At 45.7% G+C, this 5,582-nt stretch carries 2 protein-coding genes; both read left to right on the top strand.

Going from position 1 to position 5,582, the window contains the following annotated elements; translation table 11 throughout:
- Positions 1–100 precede the first annotated feature (100 nt).
- The gene (locus MNV_RS17685) at positions 101–316 is read left to right on the top strand and encodes a hypothetical protein (protein WP_096207265.1); all 216 of its coding nucleotides are present in this window, start codon (positions 101–103) and stop codon (positions 314–316) included.
- Positions 317–574: 258 nt separating this feature from the next.
- Positions 575–5,407 carry a DNA polymerase II large subunit gene (locus tag MNV_RS20920; protein WP_096207264.1) on the top strand — a complete coding sequence of 1,611 codons (4,833 nt, stop codon included), beginning with the start codon at positions 575–577 and terminating at the stop codon, positions 5,405–5,407.
- Positions 5,408–5,582: the final 175 nt, after the last annotated feature.

Here is a 5,582-nt window from a genome sequence, read left to right as displayed (position 1 = left end):
TAGTTACCAAAATCGTCGAAATTCAGGTAGAACATCATCAAAAGTCAAATCACCGAACTTATAATCCGATAACCTTTCTTTAGTTTTTTCATTTATTGTAATGGTTGTTGGCATAATTAAAACAATTGTTTTAATTGATATTAAAATTATCGATGCGGCAAGATCTAATATCCTCCCGGAATTTTGTAAAATACGGAAAGTACCCGGAATGTACCAGAACCAGGATATAACGCTCTGGAGAGCCGCTGAGATCGCCGGGGTCTCTCTGACTGAACTGCTGGCTGAGTTACCAAAACAAAAGATCGTTTTTCATTAGGACCTTGAAGAGCTAAAAGAAGATTTAGGGTATGCTCCGTGAAAAAGGCATTATTACACGAAGCGATGCGATTGATTCGATAATTCCATGCAATTCATTTTTCACTTTCCACCCGGTGTATTTACGGCTTATAGATGGAAGGACCTGGCGGTGTAAAGTCATAACAATCTTTATCTCATCCCAGCCTGAAATCAGCATGTAATATTAACCAGGCCCGGTTCGAAGAATGTATCACTATCTGAGGAGAGTATCCAGTACATGAAATTCGCAGCCAGCGACACGATGCTCGCTTATTTTAATACCCTCGAATACGAGCTTAACAGGGCAATCTCCCTCGCAAACCGCGCGCGCACAAACGGCGCAGACCCGAAGCCGGAGATAGAGATACCGATAGCAAAAGACCTGGCTGACAGAGTGGAGAAGCTCCTCGGCATCGAAGGCGTGGCGAAGCGCCTGCGGGAACTTGAGACCACTTTTTCGCGCGAGGAAGCAGCACTCCGTCTTGCTCTTGACGTGGCTAAAGGGGAGATCAAAAGCTTTGAATCGACAAGGGATGCCATCGAGGCTGCCGTGAGGGTTGCGATGGCTGTCCTCACCGAAGGAGTGGTGGCTGCGCCCATAGAGGGCATCGCAAAAATCGACCTTGCAAAGAACGACGACGGTTCAGATTATATAAGGATCTATTACGCCGGACCTATAAGAAGCGCGGGCGGAACGGCGCAGGCGCTCTCCGTGCTGGCAGCCGACTATATCCGCGGAAGCCTGGGGGTCAATCGTTTCATCCCCAGACCTGAAGAAGTGGAGAGATACGTGGAGGAGATCACTGCATATCACAGGGCTGTCCACCTCCAGTATTTGCCGACCGATGAGGAGATACGGCTTATCGTGCGGAACTGCCCTATCTTTATAGACGGTGAACCCACAGAGGAAGCGGAAGTGGAAGGGCGGCGCGACCTTGCGCGTATTGAAACGAACAGGATACGCGGCGGCATGGCGCTTGTCATTGCAGAGGGCATCGCGCTCAAAGCCCCGAAAGTAAAAAAGCATGTGGACAAGCTCAAGCTTGGCGGCTGGGACTGGCTTGAGAAATTCGTGGTCACGGTCAAGACCGATGATGCATCTGCGCAGTTAAAACCAAAGGATAAATATTTGCAGGATTTGATTGCGGGCAGACCTGTTTTCTCCTACCCATCGATGCCGGGGGGCTTCAGGCTCAGGTACGGCAGGGGCAGAAACACGAGTTTTGCAGCAGCAGGCATCAGTCCGGCCACAATGATATTGATGGACGATTTCATTGCAGCAGGCACGCAGATAAAAGTGGAGCGCCCTGGTAAAGCCGCCGGTATAGGGCCTGTGGACACTATCGAGGGACCTACCGTCCGTCTCTTTAACGGCGATGTTATGAGGGTGGATACAGCGCAGGAAGCTCTTAAAATAAGACCATCGGTCCAGAGGATACTCGATATTGGTGAGATTTTGATTAATTTCGGAGATTTTCTTGAAAATAATCATCCCCTTGTGCCGTCATCCTACTGCTATGAATGGTGGCTCCAGGAACTTGCCGCCAAAACTTCAATAAAAGAACTTGGGGACTTGAAAAATCCCAACCAAAAAACCGCACTCTCACTGTCGGATACTTATAAAGTGCCGCTTCATCCAAAATACACGTACCTCTGGCATGATATCAAACTTGAGGAATATACCCAGATGGCAGAATATATCCAGAAGAACGGTAAATTCGCTGAAAAGCTTGCGTTCCCGCTTGATGAAAAAATAAAAAACACACTTGAGACGCTCCTTGTTCCTCATACTGTGCGTGAAAAGCAGATATACATTGATGAGCCGCTTCCGCTAATGAGATGCCTGGGTCTTGATCCCAATCTGAAAAAGACGTGGACTGCGCCGGAATCAAACGTCATTGTCACTGTCTCCGGAGTCAGCGGGATAACCGTCCGGAGCCGCGCCCCAATTCGGATCGGCGGCAGGATGGGAAGACCTGAAAAATCGGACAAACGCGAAATGAAGCCTGCGCCGCATGTACTTTTCCCTATCGGCGAGGCTGGAGGGAGGAGAAGGTCGCTGCAAAGCGCAAAAGAATATGTGGATGACGGCGATGATGGCGCGGAAAGGAGTAATGATTTTAAAACAGGGCTATCGGTGCAGAAAGAAAAGATCGGGACAATAAAAGTCCAGATTGGCGAGCGCATCTGCCCTTCATGCAAGAGCAGGACGTTCAAGAGCAGGTGCAGGTGCGGGAACTTCACGATTCCTTTGCTGAAATGCAGTTCATGCAAGATCGAGGTCAACAAAACCATATGTCCAAAATGTAAAAAAGAGACTACATCGATCATCGAAATGCCTATCGACTTCAAAAAAGAATACCTTGAGGCTTTAGAGAGAGTAGGCGAGAGGGATAACTTCGAATCAATAAAAGGAGTTCTTGGTCTTATGTCAAAAAACAAGACGCCTGAGCCGCTTGAAAAAGGCATCCTGCGCGCAAAACATGATATTGTGATGTTCAAGGACGGCACTGTAAGATACGACCTCTCAGACCTTCCTCTTACCCACATCAAGCCAAAAGAGATAGGCGTTCCTGTGGAGAGATTGAAAGAACTCGGTTACGCGAACGATGTGTATGGAAAGCCTCTTGTCGATGAGAGCCAGGTACTGGAACTTAAAGTGCAGGATATCATTGTCTCAAAGGACTGCGCCGAATATCTGCTGAAAACCGCAAAATTCATCGATGACCTGCTTGTAAAATATTATAAGGTCGAGCCGTATTACAATATATCCGGTATCAACGAGCTTATCGGGAAGCTTGTAATAGGGCTTGCACCCCACACATCAGCTGGAGTTCTCGGGCGCCTTATCGGGTTTACAGGTGCCTCAGTGGGCTATGCGCACCCGTTCTTCCATGCAGCAAAGAGAAGAAATTGCTTCCATGGAGATGAAAAATTACTGGTTTACAAAGGAGATTGCTTTGAGCTTTTAACGATTCGAGAGCTTGTTGAACACAATCTTACCGGCAAAACAGAAAAAGATGATTTCGGAACCGAATACAAGAAGATACAAGGCATGAAAACGTTTGCTTTTAACATAAAAACGAAAAAATTCGAATTGGCGGATATAACCTGTGTTTCAAAACATATTTCTCCGAAAAAACTGATCGAACTAAAAACAAAAAGTGGTAGAAAAATAGTCGTGACTAAAGATCATCCATTCCCGGATAGCTCAGGAATAAAAGTGAAGGCGGAGGATGCAGATGAATTATTGATTCCCTGGAACCTCAAAAGACTTCCTATCGAAACTAAAGAGAATATCGACCTGCTTTCGATAACCGACGCTGAAGATGTAATGATAAGGACAGAAAGCGATGTTTTCGAGGAGAATATACCTCTTTCACAGATAAGCAAAAATCTTGGGATGAGTTATAAGACATTTATAAATTATATTTACAGAAAGTCATATCCGTTAGAGATGGTCAACAGATTTAATCCTGCTGTGGTCGATACAGGAAATTATCTGATAGGGAGTAGAAGGGATAAAGTTTCTATAAAACCCAGCATAACCGTGGATGAAGATTTCTTATCACTGTTAGGATTTTATTTAGCTGAAGGGTTTATTAAAAAGAATCAAAATAATTGTCATCAGGTATCCATAACCGCTACTAAAGAATGGACAAGACGCATATTAAAGGAAAAAATAAACACCGTTTTCGGTTTGCGCCCAAGTATTTCAGGAAATCATATAACGATATGCTCAAGATTTGTCTACGAACTTTTCGCAGAACTGAAAATCGGTAATAATGCGAAAACAAAAAGGGTTCCGAACTTTGTGTACTCCCTGCCAAGGGATAAGATAAATGCATTTTTGAGAGGTTATTTCACCGGAGATGGATCGTGCTCTCTGCAAAGCACGTTAGAGGTCAATTTAACTTCAGTAAATAAATGGCTGATCGATGGTGTATCCTTCCTTCTGATGTTTTCCGGGATTAAGCACTCTATCTATGAGGAAGAAAGGGCTGTAAAAAGTGACCTGATCCTGAAATTCTATGGAAAACCAAGATCGCTCCATTCGTATAAAATAAGGATTTATGGTAGCGAAGCAGGAAAATTCATAGAGGACATAGGCTTCCTCGGTGAAAAGCAAAAGCGTGCTGAAGGATTGCTTAAAAAATGGCTGGCTAAAAAAGGCCGGGCAAGAACCAGTTTTTATGAGGATGTGTTCATTGATAAAGTTGTAGAAAAAAAAGAGATAAGCTCTCAAGATAAATATGTGTATAACCTGACAGTCGATACCCATCACAGTCTCATCTGCTCAGGGATTACTACCTTCCAGTGCGACGGCGACGAGGACTGCGTAATGCTGCTTATGGACGGGCTTTTGAATTTCTCTCGCTCTTACCTCCCAGACAAGCGCGGAGGGCAGATGGATGCGCCTCTTGTGCTGACCATGCGCATAGACCCGAATGAAGTGGATAAGGAGGCGCATAATATAGACGTGCTTTTCCAGTATCCTCTCCAGTTCTATGAAGCTACGCTCGGATATAAGAACCCGAAAGATATCGTGAAGCTGATGGATACCGTGAGCGGAAGGCTGGGGACGCCTGCGCAGTATGAGGGCTTCGGTTTTACTCACGATACCGCTGACATTGCGGCAGGACCGAAAAACAGCGCGTACAAAACGCTGGGGACAATGATAGAGAAGATGGATGCGCAGCTCGCCCTGGCGCGGAAGATTAAGGCAGTTGACCCGCAGGATGTTGCGGAAAGGATAATAAACTCGCATTTCCTGCCAGACCTGATAGGGAACCTGCGCTCGTTCTCGAAGCAGAAGGTGCGGTGTACGAAGTGCAATGCAAAGTACAGGCGCCCCCCCCTGCGCGGGACGTGCCCGAAGTGCGGGGGGAATGTTGTGCTTACTGTGCATGAAGGCTCGGTGAGGAAGTATCTTGAGACAAGCCTGCGGATTGCGAATGAGTATAATGTGAGGCATTATACGAAGCAGAGGCTTGAGTTGCTGGAGCTTGAGATGAGTTCACTGTTTGAGAGCGATAAGGTGAAGCAGAAGGGGCTGGCGGACTTTATGTGAAGATTAAAATTGCGGATGAATGCAGATTTGTTGCTCCGCATCTGCGTTATCTGCGGTTTTTATATATCTAAGAAATTCAATAGCAGTATTTATAATATTCTGAGTAACACATGTGTTACATATGAATACTACAATGGACGTTATAGCAGTATCTCCGAAGAAAAATAACCCCATT

The organism is Candidatus Methanoperedens nitratireducens (assembly GCF_900196725.1).
GTDB lineage: Archaea > Halobacteriota > Methanosarcinia > Methanosarcinales > Methanoperedenaceae > Methanoperedens > Methanoperedens nitroreducens_A.
This window is presented reverse-complemented; position numbering and strand designations above follow the sequence as displayed.